This is a genomic window from Aliagarivorans marinus DSM 23064 (assembly GCF_000429485.1).
Lineage (GTDB): Bacteria > Pseudomonadota > Gammaproteobacteria > Enterobacterales > Celerinatantimonadaceae > Aliagarivorans > Aliagarivorans marinus.
The window spans coordinates 1-18858 of sequence record NZ_AUBY01000027.1 but is presented as its reverse complement, the minus strand read 5'-3'; the positions used below and the strand labels follow the sequence as shown (position 1 = coordinate 18858).

Below are 18858 nucleotides of genomic sequence, written 5' to 3'. Positions count from 1 at the left end.
AATATGATTGCGAATGACGCGCTGCGCGTTAGGCAGGCCCTACAAGAACGTGGGCTGGAAACACCGCTGGTGGAAAACCAGCTCACTCAAGAACAAAAGTATGACCGTATCAAAGGCCTGTTGACCGAGGTTATAGGTACCTTGGGGCTTGATCTCAGTGATGACAGCCTGTGCGAGACGCCCCACCGCATCGCTAAGATGTATGTCAACGAGGTGTTTTCGGGTCTCGATTACAGCAACTTCCCGAGTATCGCAATCATCAGTAATAAGATGCAGGTGGACGAGATGGTCAAGGTCAATGACATTAGCCTCACTTCGACCTGCGAGCACCATTTTGTCACCATCGACGGAAACGCTACGGTGGCCTACATCCCCAAGCAGCACATCATCGGGTTGTCCAAGATAAATCGATTGGTACGCTTTTTTGCCCAGCGCCCACAAGTGCAGGAGCGCCTCACTCAGCAAGTATTGGTGGCCTTGCAGACCCTGCTGGAAACAGAGGATGTGGCGGTGTCAATTAAGGCAACCCACTACTGCGTGAAAGCCCGCGGAGTAATGGATGTCAACTCCAGTACCTCCACCACCGCCCTCGGTGGGGTGTTCAAAAACAATCAGCGAACCCGTAGCGAGTTTCTGACCAATCAATAACCTAATCAGAGGTTGCCTGTAGTGATGAAGTTGAACGATGCAATCCTGATAACCGGTGTCGGCAAGCGCGCAGGCTTAGTGCTTGCCAAACACCTTATCGCCAAAGGTCACCCGGTAGTGGGCACCTATCGTAGCGAGTATGACGAACTGGAAGAGCTGCGCGCACTGGGCGCCCACCTGATACGCATTGATTTCTACCAACCAGATGCTGCCACAGTACTTAGTCACGAGCTCAAGCTGGTCTGCCAAAGCCTGCGCGCGATCATCCACAATGCTTCGGACTGGCTGCCTGAACGCGACAACGCGGATAACGCTGAAGTACTGAGTAAGATGCTCACCATCCATGTTGAGATCCCCTACCTGCTTAACCTCGAACTGAGCGAGCTGCTGAGCCGCTGCCAACAGCTGATGAGCGATATCATCCACATAACCGACTACGTGGCGCACACCGGCAGTCGCAAGCACATTGCCTACAGCGCCAGTAAAGCGGCGCTGGAGAGCCTGACCCTAAGCTTTGCCGCTAAGCTGGCCCCCAAAACCAAGGTAAATGCCATTGCGCCGGCCTTGCTCAAGTTCAACCCCGGTGACAATGTCGAGTACCAGGCCAAAAGCCTCGGCAAAAATGTATTACCCCACGAAGGCGGCTGGGACGAGCTCACCAACACCGTCGACTACCTGATGGGCAGCGGCTACATCACTGGCCGCACACTTCATCTGGACGGCGGCAGGCACCTACGATGAAAGCTCACGACGGGCAGCCAGTTTGGCTGCTGCGCTTCACCCTCGATCTGCGTGTGCAAGATAACTCCGCGCTTCTGTACGCTGCTAACAATGCTAAGCGGCTACTGTGCGTGTACTGCATCGACGAACAGTGCTTTCGCCCCAACCTTTACACACAGCAAGGGATAGCGGGTGCCCGTTGGCACTTCCTCCAGCAAAGCCTGCAAGACTTGCAAACCTCGCTTGAAGCGCTTGGGCAGCAGCTGCTGGTCTGCTACGGCGAACCCGTGCAGGCACTCTCAAAGATTATTGAGCTCTACCATGTCGAGCATCTGGTTCAAGGGCAAACCTCGCTGGCCCCCGAGCAAGCACAGCTCGACCAGCTGGCCGAGCTACATCCCCATTTGTCGATGCACTTGATTAACAATCGCAGCTTGTTTAATCACGACAGCGTACCGGTCGCGAATGGCTTCCCCCGCTCCTTCTCCAAGTTTCGCAGTATCGCCGAGAAGCTGTTGGTCGACTCGCCCGAACCCGCTCCCAAGCAGTTACCGGCAGGCCTACCGATAACCGTCGCTAAGCTGCCTTCGCTACCCAGCGATCAGCGCCATCCCGACTTCAAAGGTGGCGAACAGGCAGGGCTTGCCCACCTTGAGCGCTACTTTGCCAGCAATCTGGCCAGCAGCTACAAGCAAACCCGCAACGCGCTAGATGACTGGACATCCAGCTGCAAGTTCTCCCCTTGGCTGGCGCTCGGATGCGTGTCTCCCAAGCAAGTTGTCCATCAGCTATTGGGCTATGAGCAACAGCATGGGCGAAACGACTCCAGCTATTGGATATTCTTTGAGCTGCTGTGGCGCGAGTTCTTCCATCACTACGCCCGATATTACGGGCAGCGGCTGTATCGCTTCTCCGGTATTAATGCCAACAGCCCGCTCACTAGCTACTACCCGCAGCGTTTCTTAAGTTGGTCGCAAGGCTCAACGCCGTGGCCACTGGTCAACGCCGGGATGAAGCAGCTCAACCAAACCGGCTATATCAGCAACCGCATGCGCCAAATCGTGGCCAGCGCGCTGGTCAACGAACTGGCCCTCGACTGGCGCTGTGGTGCCCACTACTTCGCCCAGCAGTTGATTGACTACGATGAGGCGGTCAACTGGGGAAACTGGCAATACATTGCAGGCGTGGGAGCCGACCCGCGTGACGGGCGCCACTTCAACCTTGAGCATCAGCAGCAAACCTACGACCCCGACGGCGCGTACATCACCCGCTGGCAAGGCAACACTGCCGCCAGCACCGTTGTCGATAGCGTCGACGCAGCCGATTGGCCAGTGAGCTGAGCCGTGGGAGCGTGTCGATGAACAAGTCCTATCGTGAGCTGCGGCTTATCCTTGGCGACCAGCTCAACCAGCAGCATAGCTGGTTTGAGCATCGCGACGACGGCGCACTCTACTTGATCGCCGAGCTGCACCAAGAGGCCAGCTACACCCGTCATCATATCCAAAAGGTTTGCGCCTTCTTTGTCGCCATGCAGCGCTTTGCTGCAATGCTTCGAGAGCACGGCCATCAGGTGCTGTATCTAACCCTCGATGAAAGCGCAGAGTATGCCGACTTGCCAGCCTTACTGAGCGCGACTTGTCAGCGTCACGGCATTCAGCAGTTTGCCTATCAGCAACCCGATGAGTATCGTTTGAGCGAGCAGCTGCAGCGTTTTAGTCAGCAATCGCAGCTGCCATGTCGCTGCGTAGACAGCGAGCACTTTTACCTCACTCAGCCGCAACTGGATGACTACCCCAAGGCCGCGACCCAAGCCATGGAGGTGTTCTACCGCCAGATGCGTAAGCGTTTCTCGATCCTGCTTGACGACGAGGGCCGCCCAGAGGGAGGTAAGTGGAACTACGACAAGCAGAACCGTCAAAGCATCAAGCCCGAGCAGGCCGCTGAGCTGGCCCAACCCCTAATGTTTGCCAATCCGGTGGACGAGGTGAGGCAGCGTATTGAGAAGCACAATATCGCCACCATCGGTCAATTGGGAGATAGCCTGCTCTGGCCGGTAGACCGCGACCAAGCCACACAGCTACTGGACTTCTTTTGTACCCACCTTCTTCCCAGCTTCGGCCGCTTTCAAGATGCCATGCTAAGCGATGTAGACAACAGCTGGAGCCTAAGCCATAGCCGCTTGTCGTTTGCCCTCAACTGCAAGCTGCTGTCACCGCGCGAAGTGGTCGACGCAGCATTGGCCAGCTACCAGGCCCAGCCTCAGCAGATAGACTTGGCTCAGATCGAAGGCTTTGTGCGGCAGATCTTAGGTTGGCGCGAGTACATCCGTTTGATCTACTGGCAACTAATGCCCGAGTATGGCCAAAAGAATACCTTCGCCGCCTCGCGCCCACTGCCAGAGTACTTCTGGAATGGCGACACCAAGATGAACTGCCTGCGCCAAGCGATAGGCCAGTCCTTGGAGTACGCCTATGCCCACCATATCCAACGCCTGATGATCACCGGTAACTTCTGCCTGCTCACCGGGGTAGCCCCCGAGCAAGTGGATGATTGGTACCTTGGCATCTACATCGATGCCATTGAGTGGGTAGAGATGCCAAATACCCGCGGCATGGCGCTGTTTGCCGATGGCGGTGTACTCGCCACCAAGCCCTATGCAGCCAGTGCCAACTATGTCTCCAAGATGAGCGATTACTGCAAGGGTTGCCATTACAAGGCTAAGCCAAAAACCGGTGAGCAGGCCTGCCCGCTGAACAGTTTTTATTGGCATTTTCTACACCGCAACCAGCACCTACTGGCCAACAACCATCGCCTGGCCATCGCCTATCGCAACTGGTTTCTAAAAGAGCCAGCACAGCAACAGGCCATACTAGAGCAGGCCGAATACTATCTTTCGCAAATCAATGAGCTATAAGCCCCCTTCCGTTCCCTGAAGGCCGAAAATCTGTGCTAACTTGAAGCTAAACCCTTCGTTCAAGGATGCCGATGTCTAAGGTTTTGTTATTGTTTGCCCATCCCTCGCAGGATCGCTCCGAAATTAACCGCCCCCTATTTAAAGAAGCCAAAAAAATTGCGGGCGTCACCGCGGTCGACCTGTACGCCGAGTACCCCAGTTTTAGGATAAATGTCGACCGCGAGCAGCAACGGCTGCGAGAGCACCAAGTGGTGATCTTTATGTTCCCGCTGTATTGGTACTCCACCCCAGCAATACTCAAGGAGTGGCAGGACTTGGTGCTGGAATATGGCTTCGCCTATGGCAGCGAGGGCAAAGAGCTACAGGGCAAAACCTTCTTATGTTCGCTCACTGCCGGCGGAGCTGCTTCCGCTTACCGTAAAGGAGGCTATAACCATTATCAGATTTGGGAGCTGTTGCGCCCCTTGGAGCAAACCGCCAACCTTACCGGTATGCACTACCTGCCGCCGTTTGCCTTGTTTGGCTCACGCACTGCGGTGGATGAAGGCCGCCTGCCAGAGCATATCCAGCACTGGCGCAGCCTGCTAGAGGCCTTGGTGAGCGACAGCTTGGCGATCGAGCACGTCGCCCCAAACGAGCTTCTCAACCATCAGCTCGAGCAGATCATTAAGGAGGGAGCATGACGCTTTACTTCCTACAGGCACTGATTTACCTGTGTGCAGCGGTTATCGCCGTGCCATTGGCAAAACGCTTAGGACTTGGCTCAGTGCTCGGCTACCTGATTGCCGGGGTGTTTATTGGTCCAATCGCCGGACTGGTAGGGGCTGAAACCAACGATATCCAACACTTCGCCGAGTTTGGTGTGGTGATGATGCTGTTTTTGGTGGGCCTGGAGCTCGAACCCAAGATGCTGTGGGAGATGCGCAGTCGTTTGATAGGCCTGGGCGGCTTGCAAGTGAGCCTGACCACCTTAGCGGTGATGGGCATCGCCATGCTACTCGGCCAAAGCTGGACCATCTCACTGGCCATCGGCCTTATCTTTGCCCTCTCCTCCACCGCAATCGTGCTGCAGACCTTTAATGAGAAGGGTCTGGGTAAAACCGAGGGTGGTGGCGGTGCCTTCTCGGTGCTGCTGTTCCAGGATATCGCGGTAATCCCTATCTTGGCGCTGCTACCGCTATTGGCCTTGCCTGAGCTGGTGGAAGCCGCCGCCCATGGCGCTGAGCACTTGGCAGAGCACCATGAAGAGCTGTCGTTAGTGGCCGGGCTACCCGCTTGGGCCTATGCGCTGGTGGTGATTGCATCGGTGGTATTGGTCGTGGTTGGCGGACATTTTCTCACCCGCCCACTGCTGACCTATGTCGCCAGTGCCGGGCTGCGTGAGATCTTCACCGCCGCCGCCTTGGGCTTGGTGATCGGCATTGCCGCGCTAATGAGTCTGGTGGGACTGTCTCCAGCGCTGGGTACCTTCCTCGCCGGGGTGGTGCTGGCCAACAGTGAGTTCCGCCATGAGTTGGAATCCAATATCGAGCCATTTAAAGGCTTGTTGATGGGGCTGTTCTTTATCACGGTGGGCGCGGGCGTCGACTTTGGCATCTTGTTCTCCAGCCTCGGGACAATCCTAGGGCTCAGCTTGGGCCTGATGCTAATCAAAATCCTGATCCTACTCGCCTTAACCCCAGCATTTAAGCTACAAGGCACCGACCGCTGGCTGTTCGCCTTGAGTTTGGCGCAGGCCGGTGAGTTCGGCTTTGTACTGCTCAGCTACTCGGTACAGCAAAACGTGCTGCCGGTGGAGCTAACCCAAACCTTGTCGCTAGCGGTGGCGATCTCAATGTTCCTCACCCCGGCTTTATTCATCCTCTACGACAAGCTGATCGTGCCGCGCTACGAGCAAACCGAGAACGAGCGCGAGGCGGACGAGATCGAAGAAACTGGCACGGTGATTGTCGCCGGTATCGGTCGTTTCGGTCAGATTGTGAACCGCTTTTTGGTGGCTAACGGCGTCAACACCGTGGTACTGGATCATCAAGCCGGTCAGGTGGACCTGATGCGCCGCATCAATATCAAGAGCTACTTCGGCGATGCTACCAACCCCGACTTGCTGCATACCGCCGGGATTGAGCAAGCCAAGCTGATGGTGGTGGCCATCGATGACCACGCCCGGGTGAACCAGGTAGTAGAGTACGTCAAACACGCCTATCCTCACGTCAAGGTGATGGCTAGGGCCTATGACCGCGGCCATGCCTATGAGCTGCGCCGTTTAGGGGCCGATTTTGTGGTCACCGAGGCCTATTACTCTGCGCTGGAGCTTGGCGGGCAAGCGCTCTCCAGCCTTGGTTATCACCCCTTCAAATCTGAACAGCTTAAGAACGCCTTTGATCAGGTGGAGAAGGACAACCGCGATACCCTCTACCAGAGCTGGCTGAATGCCACCGAGGACAACCGCTTTACTCCGCACTATCGCGAACTGTTTATGCAGATGGAGCTGCTACTCGGTGATGCCATGAAGGTAGATCGCGCCGATAAACACTCGATGACCGAGCGCGGCTGGACGCCGCCACCAAAGGACTACCTGGACGACTTTAAAGATCCCCAAGACACTTAACTTGAAATAAGCGCTTAACACTCAGCCCGTTATAAGTACCAAGACTGAGTGTTAAGCGTGACACAAAAACGCCGATAAGTGGCAGCCTGGTGTTAGTTAACCTAACGCTACTGGCCAATATGCTTCGCGCCTTATAAACCTAAGGCTAAACAACTGGTTGAACTTCGCTAAGTGCAGGGGGCTGTGCTATAGCTTGAGAACGTGTCACATTAACGGCTCTCTTGTTTCGCTATGGCTCCCTGGTGCTACCTTGCAACGCTCACTCTACTACTATCACTCTCCCCGCTAAGCAAACCCTTAGCCGCGTGTTTATCCCCACTCTCCTTTTACACCGAAGACTACGCACCGATTAACTATATGGAGAATGGCGAACTAAAAGGCGCCGCCGTCGACAGCTTACGACTTATCTGGCAGCAGCTGGAACAAGAGCAGCAGCCCATTAAAGTGGTGCCCTGGGCCAGAGGCTATCGCTTGGTGCAGCAGCAGCCCGGCACAGTACTGTTCGCGATGTCGAAAACACCGGGACGTAGCGAGTTGTTTAAGTGGGTCGGCCCGCTGTTTACCTTGGATTTGCGGCTGCTGAGCCGCAGTGATTTCACTTCAGACATCGACAGCTTGTCGCAAATCAAGCATTTAAGTATTGCGGTACTCAGAGATGACATCTCCGAGCAGCTATTGTTCGAGGCCGACTACCCGCTGGAGAAGATGCAGCGCGTCAAAAGCTACGACGCTGCTTATCGGCTGCTACAGGCTGGCCGGGTCGACTTTATGATCATCTCCAACAAAGGCCTGCACGCTTTGCAGCAACGACTGGGCGAACCCGCCCAGAACATCACCTCGGTGTTAACCATCGACCGGCTGGGTAACTACCTGGCCTTCCACCGCGATACCCCAGATAGCCAGATCGAATGCTACCAGCAGGCCTTGGAGGCGGTTCGCGAGCAGCAGCGCCTGCTGGTCGAGCAGTATGGCTTGAATGTGCCCTGAGCGTTTCACTAAGCGCGATTGTGCGCTCGCGTGAAATCGAGGACGGGCCCTGTTGGCACAACCTGATTGGGATTGATCATGGTGTGGCTGTAGTAGTAGTGGGTCTTGATGTGCTCAAAATTCACCGTTTCCGCCACCCCGGGCACTTGATAGAGCTGACGTAGGTAGTTCGACAGATTCGGATAATCCTCGATACGGCGCAGATTGCATTTGAAATGCCCCACGTAGACCGCATCAAAGCGAATCAAGGTGGTAAACAGGCGCCAGTCGGCCTCGGTCAGTTGCTCGCCGGCCAAATATGGCTGACCAGACAAGCGCAGCTCCAGCTCATCCAAGGCCGCAAACAGCGCCTGAAGATGCTTTTCGTACACCGCTTGGGCGGTGGCAAAACCCACTTTGTAGACGCCGTTATTGATACGGTGATAGACAAACTCGTTAACCTCATCAATCTGCGCTTTGAGCCCATCCGGGTAGTAATCTTGGGCTGCCCCCACTAACGGTGCAAAGCTTTGATTGAGGATACGGATAATCTCGGCTGACTCGTTGTTGACGATCCGCCCAAGTTTTTTGTCCCACAACACCGGCACGGTAACCCGCCCTGAATAGTTGGCGTCGTGTTGGGTGTACACCTGGTGTAGGTAGTCCAGTTCTGGCAGCTCTGGCAGCGGGCCATCTGGGAACAGCTCCCAGCCATGGTCGAGCATCTCTGGCTTAACCAAGGATACGCTGATGACCTCTTCCAATCCCAACAGCTTGCGGAAAATCAGGGTGCGATGTGCCCACGGGCAGGCCAGCGACACAAACAGATGATAGCGCCCGGCTTCTGCCACAAACTCTCCGTCCTTGGCCGAGTCGGCAGGATAGACCCAGTTGCGAAACTGCGCTTCACTGCGAATAAACTCGCCACCGCTGGTTTTTGTGTCATACCAATCGGTGTGCCATGTGCCTTCGACTAATAACCCCATAACGCCTCCTGCTGCGTTTCCTTTGTAAGTGGTATGGTTGGTATAAGCTTAACTTCGATTTGCTAGGAAAAAAGCGGATAGTTTCGTAGCTTTTAATCGAATTAATCGAACAGTACTTTGAGCGAAGGGCCGTAGATGCTGTTCCCCTCGCTCAGATCTTGCTAAGCTGCCTGCGTTATCCCGCCGAGCCCCGCTATGAACGATAAGTAGTGAACGATAAGCAATGAACGATAAACTCAAAGACTGGAACCGCCAGCGCAGCCAGCAATTTCGCGAGCATCAACAAATGCTCAAGCGCTTACTCAAGGGCCAGGCGCAGTTCTGCCCCACTTGCCGTCAGGCCTTGCAGGTATCAGCCCATCAGCAAGGCTTTCAGATCCGCTGCGCCAAAGGCTGCACTGATTTGGTGTTGGAACGCTAATCCCTGCCCAAAGGGGTCGCCTGCTATGGCCCCTTGTCATTGTTTTGTCACCGAGTGTTGATGCAATAAGCCCATGGAACCGCATCGTCCGTCCATGAGCCATGACCCAACAGCCACTGGTTTCAATTATTACCCCGGCGTTTAAAGCCCAACACAGCATTGCCGACACGGTACGCAGTGTCATGGCGCAGCGCTATCGTCACTGGGAAATGCTTATCGTCAGTGACGACCACTACGATTATCGCAGCCAGCTCAAAGCGCAGGGCTTGTGGGACAAACGAATAAGCCTGCACTACTCCGAGCAGCGGCAAAGTGGCCCCAACGCCGCTCGCAATATCGCGTTAAACGCAGCGCAGGGCGAGCTGATTGCGCCACTCGATGCCGACGACAGTTATTATCCGGAGCGGCTCAGCAGCTTAAGTCCGCTGGCCATCGAGTACGGCATGGCTGCAGATAATGCCGATATTGTCAGCACTGAGCCGCAATTTGGCCAGCAACTGGGCAGCGCATTGGTCAGCTTTGATGGCAGCCGACTGTGGTCAGCCCGCGCCTACTGCGAAACCAATACCCGCTGATTTTTGTGTTCCGCCGCGATGTGATCCACCAGCCCTACAACCCGAAAGTCATTTTGGGTGAAGACACCTTGTTTAACCTTCGCGCCATGCAACACAGCGCTGCTATCGCCTTGCATGGCCAGCCCCTACATCAATACACCATAGACGGCGGCTCCATCTGCCACCAGCCGGAAGCAGCCGACAACGCCCAGATTGCCTACGACTACTGCTTAGCAGCGCTTAAGCGCGGCGATAACCTTGGCTTTCATAATCACTATTTCGAGTCATTGGTGCATGCCATGCTAACTCGCAAACACCAGCTCAATGCCGAATACCGCGAGAGACAGCAGCAAGGCTTTAGCGGCAGCTTCCAACACTTTATCTCGGAGTTTCACCCGCCGCGCACGCCATGGATGGGTGACGATGCTTGAACTACTTGCCTTAGGCGTAGGCAGCGGTAGCTCCACCGAGCTACTTCCCTCCAGTTTTGTGCTCTGCCAACACACCAGGCCACTGCTACTAATCGATTGTGGACCCGGTGTGCTGCACGCCTTTGAGCAGCAGTTTCATCAATGGCCAGAGGCGGTGTTTATCAGCCACCTGCACTTTGACCATATCGGCGATCTGGAGCGGCTGTTCGCTATCTGCGCCCTGCAGCAACACCGCTGCAAGCTGTATGTACCTGCCGCCTTGGTGGCCAAACTGGTGGCAAAGATCGACAACCACCCGGCACAATTAGCCGAGGGGTGAGTCAACCTGTTTGAGGCGCTGCAACTGGTGCCCATCGGTAGCGGATTTTGGCTAAACGACCTGAATTTCAATGCATTTGCAGTACGCCACCACCTTCCCCAATCCTGCTTTGGCCTACACCTGCCTGGCAGCTTTGTGTTTAGCGCCGATACCCGGCCAATCCCGGATCTGCTTGAGCAGCTAGAGATGGCCGATGAACTGATACTGCATGATGTGGGCTTGGTGGGTAATCCTTCCCATAGCGGGCTGGAAGATATCTTGGCGCACTACTCAAAGCCGCAGTGCGAGCAGCTCTGGGCCTATCACTACCGCAGTCATCAGGATGCTGAAAGGTTGCGTCATGCTGGGTTGCAAGTGCTAAAGCCGGGTCAGCGACTTAGCCTGCCAGCGCCTCGCCCTTTAGCAGAACAGCTAGGTTGGCAGCTAAACGACTTGCCCTACTTATCGCTACCGCATTCCCAGTAGCTCACGCCGTTGTTTGGGAAAGCGCGCCTGAGGCGACAGCCAGATGGCCAGAAACTGCTCGGCAATATCGGCCGAGTCTTCCACCTCGCCCAAACGCTGACCATTGAAGAAGAACACGCCCTTGTCTTCAGACTCAGCCACAAAGCGCAGCTGATCGCCCTTCTTCACGTCTGGCCACAGTGCAGCCAGCTCAGCCAGCCACTGCTCGCAAGGCGCCTGCTGGCATACCCCCAAACGCTGCCACTCGTCTTGGGTAGACTTAAGCAGCTGCGAGTTGGAAATGTTTCGCTGATAGTCGATGCTCAATACCAGCGGGTACTGGTCTGGATGATAACGGCCGTCGGGGCTGTATAAACTGACTTGATAAACCGGCCAAAACAGCACACGTAAATCGGCTTCACCGACTAAGGTCATCGGGCTGGACAAGGCCAGCGCCAAGGTCAGGCTAGCTAGCATGGTGGCCTCCGCTAACATGCGTCAAAAGCGCTTGGGGGTTCGCTCGAGGGTAGATATAGCGCTGCCCAAACACCCCAAACATCAGCCAGATCCCGCCCAGTACGATAAGGCTAAGCAAGGTGGGCTGCGGAAAGCTCAACACACCGAGTCGCTCGGCTGCGAGATAGCTTAGCGGGCCGAACAGCGCAAACGCGGGCACCGAGAAGCGCCCCATCAACTTGAGCATCTGCGGTAACGTAAGCGCAAAGCTCACCCACAATAGCAACATAAACACCGGCAGCAGCGCGCTGTCGAAAGCTAGGAAGTTGAGCATCATCAGCACTTGGTCTACCGCGATGCCCAAGGCCGCAAACAGCCCCAGCCAGGGCATAGACACCAACCCGAAAGAGCGCTGCACCAATACCAGCAACACCACAATCCCCACTAGCATCCAAGGCCAAGCGCTGTGGCCAGCAAAGGCGGCGAGCGCCCAATTGACCTCAAACACCATCAAGGTAAGGAACATCATCTTAGCGACGCCGCAAGGTGAGCTGGCAAGTGCCGATATTGCCGGTGCGAAAACCTGCTTCGCAATAGGCGAAGTAGAAATGCCAGAGTCGGTAGAAGGCATCGTCAAACTGAGCGCCAAGGGATTGCTCGCGGCGCTGCTCAATCACACGGTGATGCCAATGTTTCAAGGTCTGGGCGTAGCTCAGGCCCATCTCCAAGTTGTTTAGGTATTCAAACTGGCTGCGCAGCAAATCGCTGAGCATACCGGGAGATGGTAAGAAGCCGCCGGGGAAGACATGCTGCTGGATAAAGTCGACGCTGTTGCGGTAGCTGGCAAAACGGTGATCGGCGATGGTAATCGCCTGAAGCACCATAATACCGCCGGACTTGAGTCGCTGAGCGCACAGGTCGATAAAACCTTGCAGGTAACGCTCGCCCACCGCTTCTATCATCTCGATGGACACCAGCTTGTCGAAGCTGCCCTCAAGCTCGCGATAGTCTTTATTGAGTACCGTAACCTGCTGTTGCAAATCCAGCTGCTTCACCTTGTCACAGGCGAAGGCAAACTGCTCATCGGAGATGGTGGTAGTAGTGACCCGGCAGCCAAAGTGTTGCGCCGCATAGCAGGCCAAGCCGCCCCAACCGGTGCCAATTTCCAGTAGATGGTCATCGGGGTCTAGCTGCAGCTGTTCACAGATCCGCTGCAGTTTATGCTGCTGTGCCAGCTCCAAGCTGTCGCCGTCTGAGTAGTACAAAGCAGACGAGTACTGCATGGCCGGGTCGAGAAAGCCTTGGTAGAAGGGATTGCCTAAATCGTAGTGGGCTAGGATGTTTTTCTTGGCCTGTTGCTTGTGGTTGCGACGACCGTAGTGCTGCAAGCGGGTCAGCAATACTTGCAGCCAATGGAGGTGGCCATCGAGCTTGTCGAGCTTGTGCTGGTTTTCTGCAATAAGCTGAAGCAGCGCATGCAGGTCTGAGCAGCGCCATGCGCCTTCGATGTAGCTCTCACCGGCGGCAATGCTGCCACCCCGTAAAATCCGCGCAATCACCGATGGATCTTGAATCTGAATATCCACCACCTTTTGGTGGCTGGTATCGCCCAATTTAATGCTCGGGTAGCCGGGCTGGCTAAGCTGAATGCAACCACCTTCCAGGCCATCAAAGATGTGCGTTAACATCTTGCGGGCCAGCGGTTGCGACGCCCCCGTTCTCTCAAACAATGCCCTTGCTATACCCATGTTAACCCTCTTTTATCAGTCGCTTGAGCGCCCAGCTGGATGGGCGTAGATCGGCGCCCGCTTCATCCAAAGTTTGAGTGCTTGCCAGTAGATGCCCTTTACAATGCTCAGCGTCATAAAGGGATGTGTCTTGCTTACGCGCTGTAGGCTGGCTTGGTTCAACGTTTCTGCTTGCATATCAATGCCTGCGACAAACTCTCGCTGATTGCGGCTGCAGTGGATCGCCAGCTTGATATGCGCGCCTTGGATATCGATATTCCAGCGGTACTGCATATCCATGGGATTAAACGGTGAAACATGGAAGGTTTTGTCGTGTTGTTGCGGTTGCTGGATATCGACCCAATAGTAGTGCTTCTCACCCCAGGGGGTATTGGTGACCTCGGCGAGTAGCCAATCAAAGCGCTCACCACCGCCAAACAACACAAAGTTAACCGGACTAAAATACAGCCCCCAGCAGCGTAGCTGACACAACAGTACACACTGCGTGGCGTGGTAGTCCGGTTGATGCTCTGCCAGCAGCGCCAGTGCGCGCTGCTTAAGGCTGAGCTGTTTAAACTCGGCAGAGCCATGTAGATAATCTTGGCTGTTAAGGCGCAGCTTCGGCAGACGAAAGCTCGCGTTAAGCAGCGCACTGACCTGTTCGACTTCATCAAGGTCGATGCAGGCGTAGTACATGTCATAGCGAAAGCCATGCTCCAGCGGCACCAAACGGTTGTGGTAGGTATGACCGCTGGCGATGCGACTGCGAAGCTCACTCATAGTGCGCAACCAAAGTCCTGACAGACTTCCACCGCAGAGCGCACGCCATCTTCGTGAAAACCGTTGTGCCAGTAGGCACCGCAGAACCAGGTTTGGTTGTGGCCACTTATCGATGGGCGCAAAGCTTGTGCGCGATGGCTCGCCAGATTGAACAAGGGGTGGCTGTAGCTAAAGCGCTCGATGACCTGCGCATCGTCGATGGGCTCCATGGGGTTGAGCGTCACACAGAACTGCGGCGCATCACGCAGCCCCTGTAGCCGATTCATATCATAGGTCACGCTGGCTAACTGTTCGCTGCGGATCGCTGTAGGCGGTAGGCGGTAGTTCCAGCTGGCGCGGGCCTTACGCCGCGTCGGCAGCAGCGATTCATCGCGGTGTAGCACCACCTCGTTCTCGCGGTATTGCATCGCCGATAGCACTTTACGTTCCTGCTCGGAGGCCTCGGCCCCTAAGATGGCCAAGGCCTGATCGCTATGGCAGGCAAAGATCACCGCCTCGCCCTGCCATTGCCAGCCGTCTTCAGCATTTAGGGTAACCTGCTGATCTTGGCGCTGCACCTCGGTGATACGGGTATTGCAGCGGACATTCTCGCCGGGGATCGGCGCCAACAGCGGCTCGATATATTTACGCGAACCACCGGGGATCACATACCACTGGGGGCGATTGCCCACATCCAGCAGGCCATGATTAACAAAAAAGCGCGCGAAGAAGCACATCGGAAAGTGACGAATGTCTTCCAGGGTAGACGACCAAATCGCCGCCCCCATGGGCAGTAGGTAGTTCTCCTCGAACATCCGGCTGAAGTAGTGGTCGTCGAGAAAGTCGCCCAAGCGGTAACTAGGATCGGCCGTAACCTGCTGTTTGGCCATCTTATTAAAGCGCAGGATCTCAGCGATGAACTGATAAAAACTGGGGCGCAGTATGTTACGGCGCTGGGCGAACAAGGTGTCGAGGTTGTGGCCATTGTACTCCAAGCCCAGCTCCGGATTGACCACACTAAAGCTCATCTCGGTTACTTGGCTTTTGATGCCAATCTTGTCGAGTAGCTTGTTAAAGCAAGGGTAGGTGCGGTCGTTAAACACAATAAAGCCGGTATCAACCGCGTAGTGTTTACCATCCACCTCAACGTCACGGGTGGCGGTATGACCGCCGATGTAATCGTTGGCTTCTATCAAGGTTACGTCGTGTTTTTGTGCCAGCAGGTGGGCACATGTCATCCCTGAAATCCCTGCACCGACTACCGCTATCCTCATTGCGCCTCCGAGTTTGCCAAGTGAATACAGATTTTTTGCTGCCAGCTCTGCGGCAGTATTGAGATTAGTCGCAATATGGCGCTAAAACGGGTGGGAAAGCTGATGGTCCACCGCCCCTGCTCTAGTCCATTGCGAATCGCCCAGCTGGCCTTATCAGGGCTTATCAGCTGGGGCATTGCGAAATTGTTCTTATCGGTCAGCGGGGTTTTCACGAAACCGGGCTGAACGTAGTGCACCGTCACACCACGCGGTGCCAAATCGACTCGCAGGCTGCTGGCCAAGTAGTGCAGTGCAGCCTTGCTTGAGCCATAGGCGCTGGCGCGGGTAAACGGCAGCAAGCGCGCCAAGCTGCCAACGATAGCCAGTTTGCAGGGGGCATACAGCTTTGGCCAGAGCGCATCCAGACAATTGGCCACACCTTGCAGGTTAACTTGCCACACCCGTTGGCACAGCTCGGCATCAAAATGCTCCGGATCGGTGTACTCGCAGTTGCCGGCACACAGCACGACGATATCAAAGGCGTCCTGCGCCCCGAGTACCTCACGCACTTGCTGGAAGTCGGTGACATCGCAGCGCAATGCTTGCAGGCCCTGTTGCTCAAGTTCGCTCAGATCGCCTCGAGCAACGCCTACCACTTGATGCTGTTGGGATAGATAGTCGAGCGCCAACTGTTTGCCGATGCCGGAGCTGGCCCCCGTGATAAGGATTCTCATAGGCCTGCTGCCCGATGCTTGAGGGCGCGCGACAAGCGCCCTACTAAGGGTAGTTGGTCGTGCAGCATCTCGCTGACGTCGAAATAATCACGGTGGTAGTAGACTTTGCCGGCGAACTTCAAGCGTGATAGGCCGGTTACCGAGAACTCCTCGCCGCCGTTTAACTTGGGGTGTCGCAAGCGCATCACCCAAGGCAGACACGCCTGCTGGCCATCTACCAGCGCCTCTTCAAACTCGAAGCGACAATACTCACAGTTGCTGAGCATGCCGGCGAAGTAATGCTTGATGGCCGCGAGCCCTTCTAATTGATGCAAAGGGTCTTGAAAGAGCGCATCCTGCGCGTACAACTCCCCGAGTTGGGTTAGCGAGTCACTCGTTAGGTCGCTGTAAAACGCCTGAACCTTTGATACCAAGTCGTCGTTACTGTCTTGCTTGATTGCACTGAGCATCCTTACCTCCAACAAAAACGGCTGTCGCACAGCGGCTTTGTTAATGATTTGTATACAGTTTTAGGTCACTACGTGTCCAGTTTTTTGGGAGATCACTCAACTAATTATTGATTTGCATCGTATAGAGACCCGAGCCACCAAATTTCGCCAAGCTGGCGGCTGCGCTCGAACACTATCGATTCGCGGCATTAACGAGTATGACCAACAAGAGAGCCTGTAAGTGAGAGAAGTAACGCTGTTATCACTTCCTTTTATCTACAACACCGAGCACCTGCTACCCGGCAGAGAGTGCCGCTGGCTGGTGCCAGGACAAGGCCGCGAAGCGCTAATCCGCCGTGCCCAGCTAAGTGGTTTGGTCGCGCTGGTGATGCAGGAGAGCAATGGCCAAGCCTTCGACCAGCCCGGCGATAGCGTCACCATTGCCAAAGTACTTCAAGTGAACTGGCTTCACCACAAAGGAATCGAGTTACATCTCTCTTTGGAACGTTGTGCCAGAGTGTTACAACAGACCAGCAGCTCCTCGGGGAGCGTATTGCAGCTACAAGAGCAGCCCACTTGGCCGAATGCCGAGATTGACCCACGGGTGCTAAGCTTTATCCGCGAGAGTTATCTGGCGCTGCGCTATGCTCATCCAGAGCGCGCCTCTGCGCCGCCTACCACACAGCACAACGACTACGCAGCGTGGCTATGCTATCGCTGGTTAGAGCTGCTGCCTCTACCGGTAGCCAACAAGCAAGCGCTGCTCAAAGAGTCTCACCTTGAGCCGGGCATGCGCTACATCAAGAATATTCTGCAACAAGGTGATCGTCTGGTTGACCCTCAGCGTAGCAAGGGTATTAATTAAGCTATGGCGCATTTTTATGGAACAACGCTTATCAACTCACTCTACCTCCGTTGTCCGAGCAACGCAGGGAGCGCAGTCCATGTCTGAGGATAAGGATGTACTCGCTGAGCTGCTGTTCAACATTGCCGAAAACCGTTGTCGAGATAGTTATCAAACCTTGTTCAAGGAGATAGCCCCTCGGGTATTGAGCATGGCCCGTAAGCAACTGTTCGATGAAAGCTTAGCGTACGAGATGGTGCAAGAGACCATGCTCAAGCTGTGGCTGAAAGCCCACCTTTACGATGCATCCAAGGGTGCGGCAGTCAATTGGATATTCTCGGTGGCGCGGAACGTTAAATTCGATCTGTTGCGGCGCAGTAAGCACCAGCAAGATTGGATTCAAGGTGATGATCTATGGCCCATTTTGTCTGAAGATCGCGACATCAATGACAACGCCCCGGAAGACAGAGAAATCATCTCACAGCAGCTGCAGTATCAAATCGAGCAGCTACCCATTGAGCAGGCCGACATCGTTCGCCGGGTCTATCTACATGGCGAATCCCAACAAGAGGTCGCCGACAAACTTGAACTCCCCTTGGGCACCGTGAAAAGCCGGTTGCGCCTGGGCCTGAAAAAAATGAAGGAGGCCCTCGATGACTAAGATTGCCTGTCACCCCAGCGACGAGATGCTAGCCAGCTATGCGGCCGGCGAAATAGACGGTGGACTTGCGGTAATGATTAGCGCGCACCTTGAGTTTTGCCCGCACTGCCGCGCCAAGCTTGCTAAATACGAGGAGCAATACGCCACGCAAGCGTTCGTGTCGGCAGCGCCCGATAATCATGGTGATGTCAACCTCGATGATATGCTTGAGCAGATTATGGCAAACGACTCCATCCCCGAGAAAAGTGTCGAATCGTTATTAAACGCGCCTGCCGATACTCACATTGAAGTGGCCAGTCAGCAGTTTACCCTGCCGCAGATATTACAAGGTCAACAGCAAAAGATTGGCCCGTGGAGCCGCCTGCCCGGCAAGATCCAGCGTGCCAAGGTGAGTAGCGCCTCATCATCGAAGATGAACCTTATCTATATGGACGAGAGCAGTGCCCTGCCCGAGCACACCCATCAAGGTAACGAGATCACCTTGGTATTAGCCGGTAGCTTCAGCGACGAAGCAGGCACCTACCACCCCGGTGATTTCGTGATTCAGGACAGCCAGCACCGCCACAGCCCTCGAACCGAGGCTGGCAAGGATTGCTTGTGCTTGACCTTACTGGATGCTCCGCTGCATTTCACCTCGGGCTTTGCCAGTCTACTCAACCCCTTTAGCCAGTTGTTTTTTCGTTGAAGACCAAGGCTAACGATTGAGTTGAAGACCGGCTCAAAGTAAATATCCACCTTCTAAAGAAGGTGGCTTTGAATGAGCCCCCTCGAAGGGGGCCTTTGTCTAGTGCAGCGCCAACTCACCTTGCTCTTGACGCTCAACTTTCTCTTGATGTCTTACATATCGGCGTATGATTTCTTCGTTAATACCCACAGTATCTACGAAATACCCTCGCTGCCAAAAGTGGTTGCCCCAAAGCTTGTTCTTCCTCAAGTACGGAAACTTGTTGAATAGCTTCAGAGCTATCTTCCCTTTTAGCGCCCC

Annotated in this window: 22 protein-coding genes and 1 pseudogene; 14 read left to right on the top strand and 9 right to left on the bottom strand. The window is 55.1% G+C overall.

What is annotated here, in order from left to right:
* Positions 1 to 3: 3 nt before the first annotated feature.
* The 7 genes from folE to G461_RS0112215 all read left to right on the top strand — a co-directional run bounded on the left by folE (position 4) and on the right by G461_RS0112215 (position 7877).
* Positions 4 to 648: a GTP cyclohydrolase I FolE gene (gene folE / locus G461_RS0112245; protein ID WP_026972054.1), complete on the top strand. Its 645-nt coding sequence runs from the start codon at positions 4 to 6 to the stop codon at positions 646 to 648.
* A 30-nt stretch (positions 649 to 678) separates the two neighbouring features.
* On the top strand, positions 679 to 1389 hold the full coding sequence (gene folM / locus G461_RS0112240; RefSeq protein WP_026972053.1) for a dihydromonapterin reductase: 711 nt from the start codon (positions 679 to 681) through the stop codon (positions 1387 to 1389).
* A complete protein-coding gene (locus G461_RS0112235) occupies positions 1386 to 2708 on the top strand; it encodes a DASH family cryptochrome (protein WP_026972052.1) in 1323 nt (440 codons plus the stop codon). Before folM ends, G461_RS0112235 begins: the two co-directional genes overlap by 4 nt.
* A 17-nt stretch (positions 2709 to 2725) precedes the next feature.
* A complete protein-coding gene (locus tag G461_RS0112230; protein ID WP_035480192.1) occupies positions 2726 to 4282 on the top strand; it encodes a cryptochrome/photolyase family protein in 1557 nt (518 codons plus the stop codon).
* Positions 4283 to 4353: 71 nt separating this feature from the next.
* Positions 4354 to 4965 (top strand): NAD(P)H-dependent oxidoreductase, encoded by a 612-nt coding sequence (locus tag G461_RS0112225; protein ID WP_211236274.1) that lies wholly within the window; start codon positions 4354 to 4356, stop codon positions 4963 to 4965.
* Positions 4962 to 6890: a monovalent cation:proton antiporter-2 (CPA2) family protein gene (locus tag G461_RS0112220; RefSeq protein WP_026972049.1), complete on the top strand. Its 1929-nt coding sequence runs from the start codon at positions 4962 to 4964 to the stop codon at positions 6888 to 6890. The genes G461_RS0112225 and G461_RS0112220 overlap by 4 nt, the downstream gene beginning before the upstream one ends.
* Positions 6891 to 7121: 231 nt before the next feature.
* The gene (locus G461_RS0112215) at positions 7122 to 7877 is read left to right on the top strand and encodes a substrate-binding periplasmic protein (protein WP_084429207.1); all 756 of its coding nucleotides are present in this window, start codon (positions 7122 to 7124) and stop codon (positions 7875 to 7877) included.
* A gap of 8 nt (positions 7878 to 7885) precedes the next feature.
* Here G461_RS0112215 and G461_RS0112210 read toward each other — a convergent pair whose 3' ends face one another.
* Entirely contained in the window at positions 7886 to 8842 is a 957-nt protein-coding gene (locus G461_RS0112210; protein ID WP_026972047.1) for a glutathione S-transferase family protein, read from the bottom strand.
* 223 nt (positions 8843 to 9065) lie between these two features.
* Between G461_RS0112210 and G461_RS0112205 the strand changes: the two genes are divergently transcribed.
* From G461_RS0112205 to G461_RS26675, 4 genes and pseudogenes are all read left to right on the top strand, one after another.
* Positions 9066 to 9263: a hypothetical protein gene (locus tag G461_RS0112205; RefSeq protein ID WP_026972046.1), complete on the top strand. Its 198-nt coding sequence runs from the start codon at positions 9066 to 9068 to the stop codon at positions 9261 to 9263.
* A gap of 101 nt (positions 9264 to 9364) precedes the next feature.
* Positions 9365 to 9838 (top strand): glycosyltransferase family 2 protein, encoded by a 474-nt coding sequence (locus G461_RS24145; protein ID WP_026972045.1) that lies wholly within the window; start codon positions 9365 to 9367, stop codon positions 9836 to 9838.
* The gene (locus G461_RS26100) at positions 9799 to 10248 is read left to right on the top strand and encodes a hypothetical protein (protein ID WP_026972044.1); all 450 of its coding nucleotides are present in this window, start codon (positions 9799 to 9801) and stop codon (positions 10246 to 10248) included. The genes G461_RS24145 and G461_RS26100 overlap by 40 nt, the downstream gene beginning before the upstream one ends.
* A pseudogene (locus G461_RS26675) lies at positions 10142 to 11032 on the top strand (MBL fold metallo-hydrolase). Before G461_RS26100 ends, G461_RS26675 begins: the two are co-directional and overlap by 107 nt.
* Here the strand turns inward: G461_RS26675 and G461_RS0112185 are convergent.
* Genes G461_RS0112185 through G461_RS0112155 form a run of 7 tightly spaced genes read right to left on the bottom strand, consistent with a single transcriptional unit; the run spans position 11015 to position 16389 of the window.
* Positions 11015 to 11488: a chalcone isomerase family protein gene (locus G461_RS0112185; RefSeq protein ID WP_051333543.1), complete on the bottom strand. Its 474-nt coding sequence runs from the start codon at positions 11486 to 11488 to the stop codon at positions 11015 to 11017. The pseudogene G461_RS26675 and the gene G461_RS0112185 sit on opposite strands and share 18 nt — an antisense overlap.
* The gene (locus G461_RS25545) at positions 11478 to 11996 is read right to left on the bottom strand and encodes a DUF2878 family protein (protein WP_051333542.1); all 519 of its coding nucleotides are present in this window, start codon (positions 11994 to 11996) and stop codon (positions 11478 to 11480) included. Before G461_RS25545 ends, G461_RS0112185 begins: the two co-directional genes overlap by 11 nt.
* A 1-nt stretch (position 11997) precedes the next feature.
* Entirely contained in the window at positions 11998 to 13215 is a 1218-nt protein-coding gene (locus G461_RS0112175; protein WP_026972042.1) for an SAM-dependent methyltransferase, read from the bottom strand.
* Between the two features lie 15 nt (positions 13216 to 13230).
* Positions 13231 to 13974, bottom strand: a complete 744-nt coding sequence (locus G461_RS0112170; protein WP_035480189.1) for a DUF1365 domain-containing protein — start codon at positions 13972 to 13974, stop codon at positions 13231 to 13233.
* On the bottom strand, positions 13971 to 15227 hold the full coding sequence (locus G461_RS0112165) for an NAD(P)/FAD-dependent oxidoreductase (RefSeq protein WP_026972040.1): 1257 nt from the start codon (positions 15225 to 15227) through the stop codon (positions 13971 to 13973). Before G461_RS0112165 ends, G461_RS0112170 begins: the two co-directional genes overlap by 4 nt.
* Positions 15224 to 15940 (bottom strand): SDR family NAD(P)-dependent oxidoreductase, encoded by a 717-nt coding sequence (locus G461_RS0112160; protein ID WP_026972039.1) that lies wholly within the window; start codon positions 15938 to 15940, stop codon positions 15224 to 15226. Before G461_RS0112160 ends, G461_RS0112165 begins: the two co-directional genes overlap by 4 nt.
* Complete coding sequence (locus G461_RS0112155; RefSeq protein ID WP_026972038.1) at positions 15937 to 16389, bottom strand: nuclear transport factor 2 family protein; 453 nt, start codon at positions 16387 to 16389, stop codon at positions 15937 to 15939. Before G461_RS0112155 ends, G461_RS0112160 begins: the two co-directional genes overlap by 4 nt.
* 220 nt (positions 16390 to 16609) lie before the next feature.
* On the opposite strand from G461_RS0112155, the gene G461_RS0112150 reads away from it, so the two are divergent.
* The 3 genes from G461_RS0112150 to G461_RS0112140 all read left to right on the top strand — a co-directional run bounded on the left by G461_RS0112150 (position 16610) and on the right by G461_RS0112140 (position 18558).
* On the top strand, positions 16610 to 17233 hold the full coding sequence (locus G461_RS0112150; protein ID WP_026972037.1) for a hypothetical protein: 624 nt from the start codon (positions 16610 to 16612) through the stop codon (positions 17231 to 17233).
* Positions 17234 to 17312: 79 nt separating this feature from the next.
* Positions 17313 to 17873: a sigma-70 family RNA polymerase sigma factor gene (locus G461_RS0112145; RefSeq protein WP_026972036.1), complete on the top strand. Its 561-nt coding sequence runs from the start codon at positions 17313 to 17315 to the stop codon at positions 17871 to 17873.
* Complete coding sequence (locus G461_RS0112140; protein WP_051333540.1) at positions 17866 to 18558, top strand: ChrR family anti-sigma-E factor; 693 nt, start codon at positions 17866 to 17868, stop codon at positions 18556 to 18558. Before G461_RS0112145 ends, G461_RS0112140 begins: the two co-directional genes overlap by 8 nt.
* 99 nt (positions 18559 to 18657) lie before the next feature.
* Here G461_RS0112140 and G461_RS0112135 read toward each other — a convergent pair.
* Positions 18658 to 18858, bottom strand: a 201-nt coding sequence (locus G461_RS0112135) for a transposase (RefSeq protein WP_026971944.1), incomplete at its 5' end; no start/stop codon positions are given.

What these genes read in the sequence shown, in the direction of transcription:
- G461_RS0112215 (WP_084429207.1), top strand. Translation starts at nt 7,122, where the DNA reads ATGGCTCCCTGGTGCTACCTTGCAACGCTCACTCTACTACTATCACTC.
- G461_RS0112205 (WP_026972046.1), top strand. Translation starts at nt 9,066, where the DNA reads ATGAACGATAAACTCAAAGACTGGAACCGCCAGCGCAGCCAGCAATTT.
- G461_RS0112185 (WP_051333543.1), bottom strand. Translation starts at nt 11,488, where the DNA reads ATGCTAGCTAGCCTGACCTTGGCGCTGGCCTTGTCCAGCCCGATGACC.
- G461_RS0112225 (WP_211236274.1), top strand. Translation starts at nt 4,354, where the DNA reads ATGTCTAAGGTTTTGTTATTGTTTGCCCATCCCTCGCAGGATCGCTCC.
- G461_RS0112140 (WP_051333540.1), top strand. Translation starts at nt 17,866, where the DNA reads ATGACTAAGATTGCCTGTCACCCCAGCGACGAGATGCTAGCCAGCTAT.
- G461_RS0112165 (WP_026972040.1), bottom strand. Translation starts at nt 15,227, where the DNA reads ATGAGGATAGCGGTAGTCGGTGCAGGGATTTCAGGGATGACATGTGCC.
- G461_RS0112210 (WP_026972047.1), bottom strand. Translation starts at nt 8,842, where the DNA reads ATGGGGTTATTAGTCGAAGGCACATGGCACACCGATTGGTATGACACA.
- G461_RS0112235 (WP_026972052.1), top strand. Translation starts at nt 1,386, where the DNA reads ATGAAAGCTCACGACGGGCAGCCAGTTTGGCTGCTGCGCTTCACCCTC.
- folE (WP_026972054.1), top strand. Translation starts at nt 4, where the DNA reads ATGATTGCGAATGACGCGCTGCGCGTTAGGCAGGCCCTACAAGAACGT.
- G461_RS0112220 (WP_026972049.1), top strand. Translation starts at nt 4,962, where the DNA reads ATGACGCTTTACTTCCTACAGGCACTGATTTACCTGTGTGCAGCGGTT.
- G461_RS0112155 (WP_026972038.1), bottom strand. Translation starts at nt 16,389, where the DNA reads ATGCTCAGTGCAATCAAGCAAGACAGTAACGACGACTTGGTATCAAAG.
- G461_RS25545 (WP_051333542.1), bottom strand. Translation starts at nt 11,996, where the DNA reads ATGATGTTCCTTACCTTGATGGTGTTTGAGGTCAATTGGGCGCTCGCC.
- G461_RS0112170 (WP_035480189.1), bottom strand. Translation starts at nt 13,974, where the DNA reads ATGAGTGAGCTTCGCAGTCGCATCGCCAGCGGTCATACCTACCACAAC.
- G461_RS0112160 (WP_026972039.1), bottom strand. Translation starts at nt 15,940, where the DNA reads ATGAGAATCCTTATCACGGGGGCCAGCTCCGGCATCGGCAAACAGTTG.
- G461_RS0112145 (WP_026972036.1), top strand. Translation starts at nt 17,313, where the DNA reads ATGTCTGAGGATAAGGATGTACTCGCTGAGCTGCTGTTCAACATTGCC.
- G461_RS0112230 (WP_035480192.1), top strand. Translation starts at nt 2,726, where the DNA reads ATGAACAAGTCCTATCGTGAGCTGCGGCTTATCCTTGGCGACCAGCTC.
- G461_RS24145 (WP_026972045.1), top strand. Translation starts at nt 9,365, where the DNA reads ATGACCCAACAGCCACTGGTTTCAATTATTACCCCGGCGTTTAAAGCC.
- G461_RS0112175 (WP_026972042.1), bottom strand. Translation starts at nt 13,215, where the DNA reads ATGGGTATAGCAAGGGCATTGTTTGAGAGAACGGGGGCGTCGCAACCG.